Consider the following 15,703-nt stretch of genomic DNA (forward strand, 5'->3'; position numbering starts at 1 on the left):
TATTTTGAGTAAGGAACGCTTGACTACCTTTATTGATGCAGTTATTGCAATTATTATGACTATTTTAGTTTTAGATTTGCCACATCCAGAATTGATGACATGGGATGGTCTTTTGGCATTACGAGCTAATTTTTTCTCTTATGCCCTTTCCTTTTTCTGGTTAGGGACAATGTGGGTTAATAGGCATAATGAATGGCAAAATATTAAAGTAATTGGCAAGGATACCGTTTGGTATGCCTTGCTAATGCTATTTTTTGCCTCGCTATTTCCGTATACAACAAGCTTAGTTGCTGAAAATTTTTCTAATGCTGTGGCCCAATCCTTATATGGAATTATTGTTCTAATGGTGACATTATTTAATTCTTTAAGCTATAGGTCATTAGTTGTTGCCAATAAAGAGAAAAAGGTCTTTTATCTGCAACAATTATCTAGAAAACATTTCATGAGATGGGACATTGCCATCAAAATGATTGGTCTGATTATCACCATTTTTATCTGGCCGCCTGCGATGACCTTGTCCATTTTAATAGCAGCAGTCATTATTCTTGCCTATCCGGAAGAAAGAAGTAAAGTATGAAAAAACCTTATTTGATTATATTTATTTTTATAGTTATTTTGTTAATGATTGGTTTCTTTATTGGGAATAATGCTTTGAATACCAATAACAACACGAAGGAGGTCAAACAGGTGGAAAATCCTAAAACACTAATTGTTTATTATTCACGATCCGGTAATACTAAAGCGATTGCTGAATTGATACAGGATAAGGTCGGTGGTGATTTGATACAAATAAAAACTGCTGAGGCGAGATCAGCTAATTATCACGAAGAGGTTAACCAAAATGAGCAGGAGCAGGATAATGATATCCTGCCAGAATTAAAGACAGAAATAAGTAATTTTGAGAGCTATGACCGTGTGTTTATTGGCGCACCGACATGGAACATGGCATTGCCACAAGCAGCTGTTGCTTTTTTAGAGAGCTATAATTTTTCTGGAAAAACGGTAATTCCATTTAACACAAATGGTGGTTACGGTGAGGGCTCGACATTTAGCCAGATTGAAGCTGGTGCCAAAGATGCTAAAGTTCTTGAGGGATTTTCGGTCAAAGGTGGCGAGGAAACCAATGGAATTTTATTAGCAATAAAAGGTAATAGAAAAGTTGAAGTTTCAAAGGAAATTGATCGCTGGTTAAAAAAAATTAACCAACAATCACAATAAAAAATTGAAAGAAGAAGAGAATTGAATAAACAAAAGTTTGGAATTGTTTTACCGGTGACACTGTTTGCCTATTTTTTGATTTTAATGGATAACTCGATTATTTTTACGAGTTCTGTCCAAATTGGAGAAAGCCTTCAGCTTTCTTCATCTGCACTTTCTTGGGTATCTAGTGCGTATACGCTAACCTTTGGTGGTTTTCTATTATTAAGCGGTCGTTTATCGGATTTACTAGGTCGAAAACGTATTTTTTTGATTGGTCTAAGTATATTTGGTATAAGTTCACTTTTAATTGGCTTATCACAAAGTGCCTTGATGATGATTAGTATGCGTGCCATGCAGGGTGTTGGTAGCTCAATTATAGCACCAACCACACTTGCTTTAATTATGGACGCTTATCAATCTAATATGCGGCAAAAAGCAATTTCGTATTATGGTGCGACTGCTGGAATTGGTTCGAGTATTGGCTTGTTAATCGGTGGCGGCTTAACTAGCTTAATTTCATGGCGTGCAGGATTCATTATTAATGTTCCTTTTACAGTAATATTAATATTATTAACCGCAAAATATATCAACGAATCAGAGACCAAATCAGAAAAAATTGATTATCTTGGCAGTATACTTTCCGTTTTGGCCCTTGTTGGTATTATTTTTGGTTTTACTGAGGCAAACTTAATTGTTATTGTTTTAGGTATTATTATCCTAGTTCTATTTATTATTCGAGAATCACGAATTAATTTTCCGATTTTACCCTTAACCTTATTTAAGAATAAAATTCGTTCCAGTGCTTATGCGACTCGACTATTATTTATGATGACAATGCTACCTTTCTGGTTTTTTTTACCGCAAATGTTACAAAGTCAGTATGGCTTTTCAGCCTTTGAATCGGGGCTGGCCTTTCTGCCGTTAACAATTGTTAATTTTATTATTGCTTTACAATTACCAAGATTAACCTTGAAATTTGGCAATAGTCGTATTTTATTAGCTGGGGAAATCGTCTTGATGATCGGTTTGATATTGATTGCGATATCAAATATTAGTACAGGTTATTGGGGGGCAATTTTTATCCCAATGATGATTATCGGTATCGGTCAAGGGTTAATTTTGGCGCCAGTGACAGCTGCTGGCGTTCATGAGGCGCCTGTTGAGTTATCAGGTATCGCAAGTGGCGTTACGAATACAATGCATCAAATTGGAGGTCCTATCGGATTATCAATAATTGTTTCAATAACCAATGATTTTCATATCGAAATTTGGATGATGGTAGTATTTACAGCGGTTGCCACGATTATCTTAGCTGTTATGGCTAATTCAAGTAATAATTAATGATAAAATATAATCATAATAAACAATGTTTTGTAAGGACAATAAGTCATATATCTGCTAATATTTAGAAATGCTACCTTTTATTTTTTGAAATTTGAGGCCCACGCTTCAATTTTCTTAATTTTATTAGTTAATCGTCGCTTATATAGATACAATTTGAAAAAATAATGATAAAAAAGATGATTTGTAACTTTATAAGTATACTTTTTTTGAAAATACTTGCACTAGACGCTCGGATTTGATAAAATATTAAAGGTATTAAATAACTCTGTCGTGGCAAACACTTCAGGGCAAGGAGGACAAAACATGAAAACTGATATTCATCCGAAGTATCAACCGGTAGTATTTTTAGATTCTACGACAGGCTTTAAATTCTTGTCAGGCTCTACAAAATCATCAGCTGAAACAATCGAATGGGAAGATGGCAATACATATCCATTAATCCGTGTCGAAATTTCTTCTGACTCACATCCATTCTATACTGGACGTCAAAAGTTCACACAAGCAGATGGACGTGTCGATCGTTTCAACAAAAAATACGGTTTACAAGATTAAAAAATTTAACATCAAAGCGATTGCTTTGGTGTTTTTTTATACCAAAAATTGGTGTAGCTGCTAATAAGGATTGAGTAGATAAATCACTGATAGTTTTTGGCTGATAAGTTACAATAAAAACAGTCTTTGGTATGATAGAAGAATAATGTTATTATTGATATACTGTATTTAACTGAAATTGAATTATTAATTGAAATTGACATTGGATTTGAGGGCATGATTTGAAAGTTCTATTATATTTTGAAGGCATAAAGCTATTAAAACAGTCAGGCATCGGTCGTGCGCGTGAACATCAAATGCGAGCACTGCAGCTTTTAGGATATGAAATAACAGAGGATCCTAGGTGTACCGATTATGATATTTTACATATTAATACCTATGCTCTAAAAAGTTTATTACTGGCGCATAAGGCCAAACGTTTAGGGAAAAAGATAGTTTATCACGCTCATTCTACAGAAGAGGATTTTCGCAACTCATTCATTGGCGCTAATCTCGTTTCTGGTTTGTTTAAACGACATTTAATTCATCTTTACAATTTAGCAGATATTGTCATTACACCAACGGAATATTCTAAGCACTTACTTGAAGGGTATGGTATTAAACCGCCAATAGTTGCCATTTCTAATGGGATAGATCTGACACGCTATCAACGCTCTGAGCAAAAGGAAATGGCATTTCGTAAATATTTTAAGCTCTCGGACGATCAAAAGGTGGTTATTAGTGCTGGATTATTTATTGAAAGAAAAGGTATTCTTGACTTTGTAAAAATTGCAGAGTCCTTTCCAGAAATTACTTTTATTTGGTTTGGGCATGCGCCACTTTACACAATTCCAAGGAAAATTCGTCATGTCGTGCAAAAGGCGCATCCTGAAAATGTGCTATTTCCGGGCTATATTCGTGGTGAGGTTTATGAAGGGGCCTATACATCGGCCGATCTCTTTTTCTTCCCTTCTTATGAAGAAACTGAGGGTATAGTCGTTTTAGAGGCATTGGCGAGTCATCAGCTTGTACTTGTGCGAGATATTCCAGTATACCAGCCTTGGCTTTCTGATGGTCAAAATGCTTTAATGGGTAATAATAATGCTGATTTTGTTCAAAAGATTGAAATGGCTTGTCATTCTGATTGTTCCGATATCGTCAAGGCTGGCCAGACGGTCACACAGCAAAGAACGCTTGAAGCAGTTTCACAGCAATTGAAAGTGGTTTACGAATCATTGATAAAGGAGGTTTAGCGTTTTGAATATTGCTTTTTTTACGGATACCTATTATCCACAGGTGAGTGGTGTTGCGGCATCTATTCAAACTTTAAAAGTTGAATTGGAACGTTTAGGGCATCAAGTTTATATTTTTACCACTACCGACCCAGAAGCAAAGGACGAGAATGATGAAACAATTATTCGGATGCCAAGTGTGCCTTTTGTATCCTTTTCTGAGAGAAGAATCGTGATTCGTGGGATGATTGATGCTTATTTAATCGCGAGTAAATTGAATTTAGATATTATACATACCCACACCGAGTTTGGTGTAGGGATATTAGGTAAGATTATTGCAAGTCGTCTAAAAATTCCAATTGTGCATACCTTCCATACGATGTATGAAGACTATCTTCATTATATTGCCGGTGGTAAGGTAATTAAGCCTTCAATGGTTAAATATTATTCCAAGGCCTTTATGCATAAGCTAAACGGTATTATTTGTCCCAGCGTATTGGTGCAGAGTGTACTTTTACGCTATGGCATTAAAATTGAGAAACGAATTATTCCTACTGGAATTGATTTAGAGCGGTTTGTTCGTCCAGAAATCACAGAAAAGGATGTCCTTTTCTTAAAGGCAGAGCTTGGCATTGATTTTGATGAGGTAATGCTGCTATCTCTTTCTAGAATTTCTTATGAAAAAAATATTCAGCTTGTTGTCAAGGCGCTACCTGAAATTTTACAAGCCATTTCTGCAAAATTAGTCATTGTCGGAGATGGTCCTTATTTAGCTAAAATTCGGAAGCTTGTTCAGGAGCTTGGTATTGAGTCTAATGTCGTTTTTACGGGCATGGTTCCTAATTTAAAGGCTGCCTATTATTATCGTGCTGCTGATTTTTTAATTAGCGCTTCTACTAGTGAGACACAGGGCTTGACCTATACTGAAAGCATTGCTGCCGGCACGCCGATTATTGCATGGGGAAATTCATATTTGGAAGGCCTAATCAGCGATCCAAGCTTCGGTTGTTTATTCTATAATGAAGCTGAAATTGCTAGAACAACAATTTCAGCGGTTGAAAATCATCAGCCGATTCCTAGGCAATTACTAGATCAAAAGCTATTTGAAATTTCAAGTGAAAATTTTGCAATGACCGTCTATGCTTATTATTTGGATACTATGATTAATTTCTCCAGAGAACAGGACTTTAAAAATGCGCATACCATTAGTAAAAAAATTACAGGTACACTGTATTCAATTGTGAAAAGAGGTTAAATGATGAAAATTGGTTTTATTGGCACAGGTGTGATGGGCAAGGCAATTGCTGGACATTTATTAGCTGCCGGACATGATGTTTTTGTTTATAATCGTACGAAATCAAAGACCGATACTTTGGTTAATGCTGGGGCAATTTGGCAGGATACGCCTGAGAACGTAACTGAAAAAAGTGAAATTATTTTTACGATGATTGGTTATCCCAAAGATGTCGAAGCAGTTTACTTTGGTGAAAATGGGATTTTTAAAGCTTCAGTTGCTGGTAAGCTATTAATTGATATGACAACGAGCACACCGACTTTAGCGCAAAAGATTGCTGTGTCTGCAAATAAGTATGATGCTGAAGCATTGGATGCGCCAGTGTCAGGAGGGGATATTGGTGCTAAAAATGCGACCTTGACTGTGATGGCAGGAGGTAGTGAAGAAGCATTTAATCGGGCCAAGCCACTCTTTGATTTAATTTCAAAAAAAGCAGAATTGCATGGTGCTGCTGGAAGCGGCCAGCATGTTAAAATGGCGAATCAAATTGGGATAGCAGGAACGATGACTGCAATGAGTGAACTTATGGTTTATGCAAAGGCAGCGAACTTAGATTTAAAAAGGGTTATTGAAACCTTAAGTGCAGGTGGTGCACAAACTTGGTCGCTCTCCAACTATGGTCCCAGAATATTAAAATCAGACTATTCACCCGGTTTTTTTGTTAAGCATTTCATAAAGGATTTAGGGATTGCTTTAGATGAAGCTGAAAAAATGTCGATTAAATTACCTGCGACTGAGCTTGCCAAGGCGCTTTATGATCAGCTTGCTGAAAAAGGGTTTGAGGATGCAGGAACACAAAGTTTAATTAAGCTTTGGTGGGATTAGTCATGAATTATTCAAAAAAAACTATCAGTGCTGTTCAGGTTATGTTAAAATATCTATGAACAAAAATGGATAAGAATTGAGGCATAGATATGAAATCTCGTTTAGTAGCGATTATCAAGCGTTTAGAAGCAATGTTGGAAGCCAAAGATGGCGAGGACCAGATTCGTCGTTTTGAACGTGATGGCGAAGTCAAAGCAGAAGTAGCATATAGTCAAGAGTCAGAAGCATTTACTTTGACTGATGTTGACTCTAACCAAACTTATACATTCGATGATATTGACATGGTTGCAATTGAAATATATGAGTTGATTTATTAAGAAGAAGTCAATAATAACAGGCATTTAGTTGATTAGTTGTGATTTTAGAGCCTTAAAAGCAGCAAGAAAAAATTTAGATTTGTATTTAGTATTAGCTTTCGCGAAATTTTCGTGAAAGTTTTTTTGTATTTTTTATTATTTTCAGTAAATAATAATTGCTTTTCATGTTCTGTAGATGTATTATGTCTATAGACTTGAAATATCCATAATACTTTTTTAAGGAGTTATTTATGAAATTGAAGAAAAGCTTTGAACAAGCAGTTTGTGTTATTCTAATGCTTGCCCTAGAAAAGGATAATCGACCGATAAAAAACGCAATTCTAAGTCGTCGCTTGCAGGTTTCGGATTCGTATTTAAAAAAAATAATGAGAAAAATGGTCGTGGAAGGTATTATCATCTCAGATGCGAGCAAGGATGGCGGCTTTAGATTAGCAAAGTCACTTGATTTAATCACAATGCTAGACGTTTATTATGCGATTGAGGGTCATGAAGATTTTGTTGAAATTGCACATTACGCCAACCGTGTTTTTGATAACAGCTATAAAAGCTATATTAAAAATGAGCTGGCGGCTGATATACCAAGCTTTGAGGATAAAATATTAACAACTGAGAATAGTATTTTACAGGTTATCTTTGATGGACAAAAGGAATTTTTAGATCGACTAAAAAACTATCCACTATCTAATATCCTGAGAGATGTTAATTGTAAAAATGGACTTGTAGAATGGGAATTGATAAGAAATAAGGAGCTATAATGTTTAAAAAAGAATGGCAAAGTATTTTCAAGAATAAGTTTATGTGGTTAGTGTTAATTGGAATTAGCTTAATTCCAGCACTTTATAATGTTATTTTCTTAAGCTCAATGTGGGATCCTTATGGCAATGTTGATAACTTACCTGTAGCAGTCGTTAATAATGATAAGTCCGTTGAATATAACGGCAAAACTTTATCAATTGGCAAATCATTGGTTTCTAACATGAAGAAAACGGCAGCATTGGATTATCATTTTGTTTCCAGCACTCAAGCCAAAGAAGGCATTGATAATGGTGATTATTATTTAGTAATTACGATTCCAAAGGATTTTTCTAAGAATGCCTCAACGCTATTGACGGATAGTCCAAAGGAAATGGTCGTCGATTATCAAACAACACAAGGGCGTAGCTTTACTGCTTCAAAAATTGCCCAAAATGCAGTGACTGAGCTTAAAACAAAGGTATCAACACAGGTCACCGATTTATATAGTACAGCACTGCTTGAACAATTTGGGACAGTTGGTGAAGGGATGCAAACTGCTGCAGACGGCACAAAAGAATTAAGCAGTGGTACAGTTCAGTTAAAGGATGGTAGTCAAGTCATTGCGACAAATCTTGATAAATTATCATCAAGTAGCCTGACCTTTGCAGAAGGTACGAAGACATTGGAGGTTGGGTTAGATACATACCTAGCAGGCGTTACAAAAGTCAATTCAGGCGCCACGCAAGTTGCAAATGGTACTGCTCAATTAGCTGAAAAAACACCTGCCTTGACAAGTGCCGCATCACAATTAGCAAGTGGCAGCTCAACATTAAATAGCGGCTTGTCTCAATATACAGCTGGCGTAAGTTCATTAGCAACAAGCTTACAAAATTTATCTAATACTGTTTCTAGTGACAATGTGCAAGAATTACAAGCTGGATTAACTAAATTACAAGCAGGGATTGATAATTTAAATGCTAGTGTATCTACAGGAGATACCTCAAAAGGCATAGCCAGCTTGCAGGCGACACTTGCCTTGATGACTAATTTGGCAAATCAAATGCAACAGGAAGTTGATAAAATTTCAACGATTAATTATCCTGCATTAGCTACATCGGCAGTTCAGAATTTGGAATCGTCTTCAGCTTACATTAATGCAAGTGATGAAGCTAAAGCAGCGATGGTTCAAGCGGTTAATGATTCCATCAATTCACAAGCAGCTACAGACCAAAGTAATGAAGAAATAAAATCATCACTGACGGGAGAAATCAATGGCTTAAAAGCTTATATTACAGGCGTGACAAATGGTTTGAGCAATCTTACGGTTGGCCTTCAGCAAGGCACTACTGCCTTAAATGATGGTGCTAAAGTTGCGCTACCCGGTGCAAATCAATTCATTACTCAAGTTCAAACGGCTTCAACAGCACTTACAGCAGGTGCAAATCAATTAAATATAAATTCTAGTCAATTGACTGATGGTTCAAGCAGCTTAGCCAGTGGTTTATCACAGCTTAATCAACAAGTGCCAGCTTTAGCATCGGGAATTAATCAATTAAACTCAGGCGCGAGTCAGGTTGCTGATGGTACTCAACAATTAGTAATTAATGGGCCAACGTTAAAATCTGGTGTTAGCCAGCTCACTTCAGGTGCTTCTCAAATTTCGAGTGGGGCAAGTCAATTGTCTGACGGTGAAAATGAAGTAGTGACTAATTTAGGTAAGGTTGAAAGTGGTTTAAGTGTACTAAACACTAAATTGACCGATGGCGCTGATAAGATTAGCACGGTTAATACTTCTACTGACTCAGCCAAGGCGATTGCTGAACCGGTTAAAGCTGATCATACCGATAATGATAAATTAGCGAACAACGGTACTGGGATGGCACCTTATATGATGTCGGTTGCCTTATTTGTCGGAATGATTACCTCTTGTATGATTTTCGATGTTTATAAGCCTAAAAAACAACCAACCTCCGGTATTGCATGGTGGACAAGTAAGATTTCCGTACTTGCGCTAGTTTCACTTGTACAGTCACTTTTAGTATATGGTGTTGTTGTTGGTATTCTCGGCTTACAACCAGTCTCACATCTTGGCGTGTTAGTGTTACTTGTCTTGCAATCACTCGCCTATATGTCCATGATTGCCTTCTTTACAGTTGCACTTGGCAAGATTGGTGCGTTCTTAATGCTAATCTTTATGATTTTACAATTAGGTGGCTCAGGCGGCACATACCCAACGATTTTATCGAATAACTTCTTTATTTCAATCCATAAATTCTTACCAATGACTTATGGCGTTGATGGTTTAAGAGAAGCAATCTCAATTGGTGGTTCGATAGCAGGACCGATAGCCGTGTTTATTTTTATGATAATTGTATTCAGCTTATTACTGATTTCATATTATCATGTTAAAGCTAGAAGCTTTTCATTTTCGGATACACGCTTGGAGGACTCAATTCAATAATTCTGATTACTGCAAAATGTAAACAAGGTATACTTTTAAGGTATACCTTGTTTTTTTGACTCTACTATAAATTGGAAATTGGTCTGATAAATATTTCAGTTCATTCTTTATCGGTCTAATTTGGTATTGTTTTTTGAAACAATACCGATATCGCAACAAAGCGCGTTTTAAAAGCATGGAGTCAAGGTATTTATAAATTGAGCAAGGCTGTTAATCGATTGAATTAGCCAAGGTAAAGACTATATTTTTAAATAATAATTTAAATAAAAATCGTTATTTTTGTTTTATACTTTAATGATATAATTGAAATATTGAATGAGATGTCAGTTTGGGTGAAAGGTCGATGGTGATTCGTATGCTGGGCGATATTATTAAAATAATCCTAATTATTATTTTTACTGTTATCTTTATTTGGTCATCAAGCCTTATGTTTAAATTTTGGCAGGATATTGTTGAGAGAAATCATGATGAAGGTGACAAATGAATTTCATGATAATTTCTGTAAATATTTTCAAAATCAAGCTATTTTCCATAAATATTTGAAAAATAAATTGTGAAAATGATAAAAATTTGTTATAATTGTACAGCTAGAGACTAAATTTTTAGGAGAAATTATTTTGAAATTAAGAGAAGATATTAGAAATGTTGCAATCATTGCCCACGTTGACCACGGTAAAACGACATTGGTGGACGAATTATTAAAGCAATCTGAAACATTAGATGGTCATACTCAATTAAATGAACGTGCGATGGATTCAAATGCCTTAGAGCAAGAGCGTGGTATCACGATTTTGGCTAAAAATACGGCAGTAAAATATAATGGCACTCAAATTAATATTATGGATACCCCTGGTCACGCGGACTTTGGTGGCGAAGTAGAACGTATCATGAAAATGGTTGACGGTGTTGTTTTAGTTGTTGATGCTTATGAAGGTACAATGCCGCAAACGCGTTTTGTATTGAAAAAGGCACTAGAACAAAATTTGGTGCCAATCGTGGTGGTGAATAAAATTGATAAGCCGTCAGCACGTCCGGAGCATGTTGTCGATGAGGTTTTAGAATTATTCATCGAATTAGGTGCAGATGACGATCAATTAGACTTTCCAGTGATTTATGCATCAGCAATCAATGGTACATCAAGCTTATCTGATGATCCAGCGAGTCAAGAAAGTACAATGAATTATGTTTTTGATACAATCATCGAGCATATTCCAGCACCAGTTGATAATTCTGATGAACCTTTACAATTCCAAGTATCATTACTTGATTATAATGATTACGTGGGTCGTATCGGAATTGGTCGTGTTTTCCGCGGTACAATCAAGGTTGGTGACCAAGTAACCCTATCTAAGCTTGACGGTTCAACTAAAAATTTCCGTGTCACTAAATTATTTGGCTTCTTCGGTTTAACTAGGGTTGAAATTAATGAAGCAAAAGCTGGTGATTTAATCGCAGTTTCAGGTATGGAGGACATCTTTGTTGGAGAAACAATTACACCGACGGATGCTGTTGAGCCATTACCAATTCTTCATATTGATGAACCAACATTGCAAATGACTTTCTTAGTTAATAATTCACCATTTGCGGGTCGTGAGGGTAAATTTGTAACCTCTCGTAAAATTGAAGAGCGCTTGGAAGCTGAGCTGCAAACAGACGTTTCTTTACGTGTTGATCCAACTGATTCTCCAGATAAATGGACTGTCTCAGGACGTGGTGAGCTACATTTATCAATCCTGATTGAAACGATGCGTCGTGAGGGCTATGAATTACAAGTGTCTCGTCCAGAAGTAATTGTACGTGAAATTGATGGTAAAAAGACGGAACCCTTTGAACGCGTCCAAATTGATACACCAGAAGAATACCAAGGCTCAATTATTCAATCACTTTCTGAACGTAAGGGTGAAATGTTGGATATGGTCAATGTTGGTAATGGACAGGTTCGCTTAATCTTCCTTGTACCAGCTCGTGGTCTAATTGGTTATACGACTGAATTTATGTCAATGACACGTGGCTATGGTATTTTAAACCATACCTTTGATCAGTATTTACCTTTGATTAATGAAACAATTGGTGGCCGTCACCGTGGTGCACTTGTTTCAATCGATACTGGTAAAGCAACTACCTATTCAATCATGTCTGTTGAAGAACGTGGTACAGTCTTTGTCACACCAGGGACAGAGGTTTATGAGGGTATGATTGTCGGTGAAAATGCACGTGATAACGATTTGACTGTTAATATCACTAAAGCTAAGCAAATGACTAACGTCCGTTCTGCAAATAAGGACCAAACCTCAGTCATCAAGACACCTCGTCAGTTGACCTTAGAAGAGTCATTAGAATTCTTGAATGATGATGAATATATGGAAGTGACACCTGAAACGATTCGTTTAAGAAAACAGATTTTAAATAAAGCGGAACGTGAAAAAGCAACCAAGAAAAAGAAAAAAGATTAAAATTTCAATGATGAATTAATAATTTTATTGAATATATAGAGAGGGATGGGAATTTTCCTGTCCCTTTTTTAAAATTTTGAAATGAAAGCTCTAAAGAATGATTGACTTAAATCGGATATCATTTGCTTTAATATTTTTAATAATAAGGAGTTACAGATGACATTAATGGAAGAGGTAAATAAGCGTCGAACGTTTGCAATCATTTCCCATCCCGATGCAGGTAAGACAACGATTACTGAGCAACTATTACTTTTTGGCGGTGCAATTCGGCAAGCTGGAACAGTAAAAGGTAAGAAAACGGGGAATTTTGCTAAATCAGACTGGATGGAAATTGAAAAGCAGCGGGGAATCTCGGTGACAAGCTCGGTGATGCAATTTGATTATGAGGGCAAACGGGTAAATATACTAGATACCCCCGGACATGAGGATTTTTCTGAGGATACTTATCGTACCTTAATGGCAGTAGATGCTGCGGTTATGGTGATTGATAGTGCCAAGGGGATTGAAGCGCAAACTAAGAAATTATTTAAGGTTGTTAAGGAACGTGGTATTCCAGTTTTTACTTTTATCAATAAATTAGACCGGGATGGTCGTGAGCCGCTTGAGCTTTTGGAAGAACTAGAAGAAGTATTGGGAATTGAAAGCTATCCAATGAACTGGCCAATTGGTATGGGGAAAGGCTTGGTAGGCCTATATGATATTTATCATAAACAAATCGAACTTTATCGAGCTGAGGATAATCAAAAATTTCTGCCGTTAGATGAAAAGGGTCAGCTTGCAGAAAATCACCCTTTGACTCAAAATAGTTTTTATAGTCAAGTGATTGAAGAAGTGGAGCTTTTAACAGAAGCGGGAAATGAGTTTGATGAAGCTAAGATTGAAGCTGGGGAATTAACACCTGTATTTTTTGGCTCGGCCTTAACCAACTTTGGTGTCGAAACTTTTCTGAAAACCTTCTTGAAATTTGCACCAGTACCTCATGCGCATAAAACACAAGATGGTAGCGAAGTTTCGCCGTATGAAGCTGATTTTTCTGGCTTTATCTTTAAAATACAAGCCAATATGAATCCAGCACATCGCGATCGCATTGCATTTTTGCGAATTAGCTCTGGTGAATTTACCAAAGGAATGGATGTAAACTTAGAGCGAACAGGTAAAAAACTAAAGCTATCCAATGTCACTCAATTTATGGCAGAGCAACGAGAAAATGTGCAAAAAGCCGTGGCTGGTGATATTATTGGGATTTATGATACTGGCAATTTTCAAGTTGGCGATACAATTACCTCAGGTAAATTGAAAATCAGATATGAGGAGTTACCAACCTTTACACCTGAGATTTTCATGAAAGTCATTGCAAAAAATGTGATGAAGCAAAAAAGCTTTCATAAAGGGATTGAACAGCTTGTGCAGGAAGGCGCAATCCAGCTTTATACGAATTATCAAACAGGTGAATATATGCTTGGTGCAGTCGGTCAATTACAGTTTGAGGTTTTCCGATATCGGATGCTGAATGAATATAATTCTGAGGTTGTGATGACACCAATGGGCAGTAAGCAGGCGCGTTGGATTAATCCAGAGCAGTTAGATGAGCGGATGAGTAGCTCACGTAATATTTTGGCAAAGGATCGTTTTGGTGAGCCTTTATTCCTATTTGAAAATGAGTTTGCGATGCGCTGGTTCCATGACAAGTATCCAGAGGTTGAGTTAACCGCGAAGATGTAAGGACTGCTTTGAAATCGGATGATTGCTGAAATATTGTAAGCACTTAATAGTAATTAATTTTAAAAATAGCCAAGACCATAATCAAAGTTATGGTCTTTTTTTACTCTATGGTAGGTGATAAAAGTCACATTTTGTATACTTGATTCCATGTTATATTTGAAGTAAAAAAGGTTGGTAATGAGATGGATGAATTAAAAGAGGTTAAAATAAATAACCTTTTAGAGCCATATTTTTTCCAAAAATTAATTAAACTAGAAGAAGAGTTTTTAGCTTTCTTTGATGCTTATGATTATAGAAATAATCCCAAAATTACGAGTATAGTAGGAAAATATAAATTAATAGCTAGATATAGAAAAAATATCGCTCGAACTGATTCTTTAAAAAATGATGTACACCATTGTATCAAAGAAATCCATGATGCTGTTATAAGTGATGTAAAGGTAAAATTTTTAATTTGTAATAAAAAAAGCTTGATGATGAGAGATGGTCAAAGTATTGATAATGCAATTAGACTTTTAACAGCTGATGCCGAAATAATTGAAGAAGATATTTATAAGCAGGTTGATACGATTATTCATTATATGCTGAATAATGCGATTGAGTCGGCGTTAAAGAAAGCTATTTTTAGATGGCAGCTGAAATAAGCAATTGTGGGCAGGTGCTGGGCATATATTTTTCTTGCAATGAGTGCCATGACCATGGGTAATTAAGGGAAATTGAGCATAACCTCCATATGATAACATGAGTAATTCTGTTTGTATGGGTAAGGGGCATCGTTAAATCGAATATTTTGCTAGGATGAGCTTTTACTTATATTTGCAGCTGCTTGAACAATTTATTCTAGGTAATCAATCCTTTTTATAATTATTTGGAGGCTTTTTGTTTGCTTACTTTTGATAAGTGAACTATGATACTAATCATAGTAAGAAAAATTTAGGAGGCAGTAAAATGACAAAAATTAGTATCTTTGGTAAAGGTAATATGGGGACTGCTATTGGTGGCAATTTTGAAGCTGCTGGGCATCAGGTATCATATGTCCAATCTGATACACCCAAAAGTCAACTTGGAGAGGTTGTAGTTTTTGCAGTACCCTATTCAGCAATTGAATCGATAATTTCTCAATATAGTGATGAATTGTCTGGAAAAATTGTTATTGATATTAGTAACCCAGTTGATTTTAATACTTTTGATGATTTAGTTGTTCCAGCAGACAGCTCTGCTGCATCAATTATTGCAGAAGCTCTACCTAATTCCAGAGTGGTAAAGGGGTTTAATACAACTTTTGCCGCAACATTATTGACAAAAAAGGTTGCTGGCGAGCATCAGACAACGGTACTTTTGGCCAGTGATAGTCAAGAGGCTAAAGAAACATTAACCAAAATTCTTGCTGGCAGTGGCTTAGCAATTATTGATGCTGGTGCTCTAAAACGTGCTAGAGAGCTAGAAGCATTAGGCTTTTTACAAATTTCCTTAGCGGCAAGTGAAAAAATTACTTGGAATGGTGGTTTTGGTATCTTTGATTAATTATTAATCAATTTATCTTAAACATTATTATTATTTTTCGTTATTGCCAAAATATAAATTTTAAA

Annotated in this window: 15 protein-coding genes; all 15 read left to right on the top strand. The window is 36.0% G+C overall.

The features are described 5' to 3' along the window. Nucleotides 1-4: 4 nt before the first annotated feature. The 15 genes from HOY35_RS02360 (at nucleotide 5) to HOY35_RS02430 (ending at nucleotide 15,638) form a co-directional block, all read left to right on the top strand. Complete coding sequence (locus HOY35_RS02360) at nucleotides 5-577, top strand: TMEM175 family protein (protein ID WP_172210406.1); 573 nt, start codon at nucleotides 5-7, stop codon at nucleotides 575-577. After that, the gene (locus tag HOY35_RS02365; RefSeq protein ID WP_172210407.1) at nucleotides 574-1,218 is read left to right on the top strand and encodes a flavodoxin; all 645 of its coding nucleotides are present in this window, start codon (nucleotides 574-576) and stop codon (nucleotides 1,216-1,218) included. The genes HOY35_RS02360 and HOY35_RS02365 overlap by 4 nt, the downstream gene beginning before the upstream one ends. A 21-nt stretch (nucleotides 1,219-1,239) precedes the next feature. Then, nucleotides 1,240-2,541, top strand: a complete 1,302-nt coding sequence (locus HOY35_RS02370) for an MFS transporter (RefSeq protein WP_172210408.1) — start codon at nucleotides 1,240-1,242, stop codon at nucleotides 2,539-2,541. Nucleotides 2,542-2,847: 306 nt separating this feature from the next. After that, nucleotides 2,848-3,096: a type B 50S ribosomal protein L31 gene (locus tag HOY35_RS02375; RefSeq protein WP_172210409.1), complete on the top strand. Its 249-nt coding sequence runs from the start codon at nucleotides 2,848-2,850 to the stop codon at nucleotides 3,094-3,096. Nucleotides 3,097-3,317: 221 nt separating this feature from the next. Next, nucleotides 3,318-4,328, top strand: a complete 1,011-nt coding sequence (locus tag HOY35_RS02380) for a glycosyltransferase (protein ID WP_172210410.1) — start codon at nucleotides 3,318-3,320, stop codon at nucleotides 4,326-4,328. A gap of 4 nt (nucleotides 4,329-4,332) precedes the next feature. Beyond that, entirely contained in the window at nucleotides 4,333-5,562 is a 1,230-nt protein-coding gene (locus HOY35_RS02385; RefSeq protein WP_172210411.1) for a glycosyltransferase family 4 protein, read from the top strand. A gap of 3 nt (nucleotides 5,563-5,565) precedes the next feature. Next, nucleotides 5,566-6,426 carry an NAD(P)-dependent oxidoreductase gene (locus HOY35_RS02390; protein WP_172210552.1) on the top strand — a complete coding sequence of 287 codons (861 nt, stop codon included), beginning with the start codon at nucleotides 5,566-5,568 and terminating at the stop codon, nucleotides 6,424-6,426. 89 nt (nucleotides 6,427-6,515) lie between these two features. Beyond that, on the top strand, nucleotides 6,516-6,743 hold the full coding sequence (locus tag HOY35_RS02395; protein WP_172210412.1) for a YkuJ family protein: 228 nt from the start codon (nucleotides 6,516-6,518) through the stop codon (nucleotides 6,741-6,743). Nucleotides 6,744-6,973: 230 nt separating this feature from the next. After that, entirely contained in the window at nucleotides 6,974-7,498 is a 525-nt protein-coding gene (locus HOY35_RS02400) for an Rrf2 family transcriptional regulator (protein WP_172210413.1), read from the top strand. After that, nucleotides 7,498-9,939, top strand: coding sequence for a YhgE/Pip domain-containing protein (locus HOY35_RS02405; RefSeq protein WP_172210414.1), 2,442 nt, complete (start codon nucleotides 7,498-7,500; stop codon nucleotides 9,937-9,939). Before HOY35_RS02400 ends, HOY35_RS02405 begins: the two co-directional genes overlap by 1 nt. A 343-nt stretch (nucleotides 9,940-10,282) precedes the next feature. Further along, entirely contained in the window at nucleotides 10,283-10,423 is a 141-nt protein-coding gene (locus HOY35_RS02410; RefSeq protein WP_172210415.1) for a hypothetical protein, read from the top strand. Nucleotides 10,424-10,553: 130 nt separating this feature from the next. Further along, a complete protein-coding gene (gene typA / locus HOY35_RS02415; RefSeq protein WP_172210553.1) occupies nucleotides 10,554-12,392 on the top strand; it encodes a translational GTPase TypA in 1,839 nt (612 codons plus the stop codon). Between the two features lie 156 nt (nucleotides 12,393-12,548). Then, nucleotides 12,549-14,114: a peptide chain release factor 3 gene (locus tag HOY35_RS02420; protein ID WP_172210416.1), complete on the top strand. Its 1,566-nt coding sequence runs from the start codon at nucleotides 12,549-12,551 to the stop codon at nucleotides 14,112-14,114. 182 nt (nucleotides 14,115-14,296) lie between these two features. Continuing rightward, a complete protein-coding gene (locus HOY35_RS02425) occupies nucleotides 14,297-14,758 on the top strand; it encodes a hypothetical protein (RefSeq protein WP_172210417.1) in 462 nt (153 codons plus the stop codon). Nucleotides 14,759-15,062: 304 nt separating this feature from the next. Then, nucleotides 15,063-15,638 (top strand): NADPH-dependent F420 reductase, encoded by a 576-nt coding sequence (locus tag HOY35_RS02430; RefSeq protein WP_172210418.1) that lies wholly within the window; start codon nucleotides 15,063-15,065, stop codon nucleotides 15,636-15,638. Nucleotides 15,639-15,703: the final 65 nt, after the last annotated feature.

The organism is Enterococcus sp. MMGLQ5-1, from assembly GCF_013155265.1.
Taxonomy (GTDB): Bacteria; Bacillota; Bacilli; order Lactobacillales; family Streptococcaceae; genus MMGLQ5-1.

Bases quoted from the DNA above. Each gene is read 5' to 3' on its own strand.
- HOY35_RS02430 (WP_172210418.1), top strand. From the start codon at position 15,063: ATGACAAAAATTAGTATCTTTGGTAAAGGTAATATGGGGACTGCTATT.
- HOY35_RS02365 (WP_172210407.1), top strand. From the start codon at position 574: ATGAAAAAACCTTATTTGATTATATTTATTTTTATAGTTATTTTGTTA.
- HOY35_RS02420 (WP_172210416.1), top strand. From the start codon at position 12,549: ATGACATTAATGGAAGAGGTAAATAAGCGTCGAACGTTTGCAATCATT.
- HOY35_RS02400 (WP_172210413.1), top strand. From the start codon at position 6,974: ATGAAATTGAAGAAAAGCTTTGAACAAGCAGTTTGTGTTATTCTAATG.
- HOY35_RS02375 (WP_172210409.1), top strand. From the start codon at position 2,848: ATGAAAACTGATATTCATCCGAAGTATCAACCGGTAGTATTTTTAGAT.
- HOY35_RS02395 (WP_172210412.1), top strand. From the start codon at position 6,516: ATGAAATCTCGTTTAGTAGCGATTATCAAGCGTTTAGAAGCAATGTTG.
- HOY35_RS02405 (WP_172210414.1), top strand. From the start codon at position 7,498: ATGTTTAAAAAAGAATGGCAAAGTATTTTCAAGAATAAGTTTATGTGG.
- HOY35_RS02390 (WP_172210552.1), top strand. From the start codon at position 5,566: ATGAAAATTGGTTTTATTGGCACAGGTGTGATGGGCAAGGCAATTGCT.
- HOY35_RS02410 (WP_172210415.1), top strand. From the start codon at position 10,283: ATGGTGATTCGTATGCTGGGCGATATTATTAAAATAATCCTAATTATT.
- HOY35_RS02425 (WP_172210417.1), top strand. From the start codon at position 14,297: ATGGATGAATTAAAAGAGGTTAAAATAAATAACCTTTTAGAGCCATAT.